Raw genomic sequence first — 253 nt, 5'->3', positions numbered from 1 at the left:
CGAGCGCGCCCACCTGCAGAGCTTCATCGACCGATTCAAGGCGCAGGCCAGCAAGGCAGCGCAGGCGCAGAGCCGCATGAAGCGCCTGGCCAAGCTGGCCGGCACCGAGGCGGTGCGCGCCGAACGCGAGTTCCGCATCGAGTTCGCGCCGCCGGCCAAGCTGCCGTTCTCGCTGATCCGGCTGAACCATGTCGAAGCCGGCTACGGCAAGGACGCGGTGATCCTCCACGACGTCGGCTTCGGCCTGGAGGCG

The 253-nt window shown here is 69.6% G+C and carries 1 pseudogene; it reads left to right on the top strand.

Going from position 1 to position 253, the window contains the following annotated elements:
- Positions 1-253: pseudogene (locus tag SB822_RS59015) on the top strand (ABC transporter); the annotation flags it as partial.

The sequence above is a fragment of the Paraburkholderia sp. SIMBA_054 genome, from assembly GCF_046534875.1.
GTDB classification, from domain to species: Bacteria; Pseudomonadota; Gammaproteobacteria; order Burkholderiales; family Burkholderiaceae; genus Paraburkholderia; species Paraburkholderia hospita.
The sequence above is the reverse complement of the archived record's forward strand: the minus strand, read 5'-3'. Positions and strand labels throughout refer to the sequence as shown.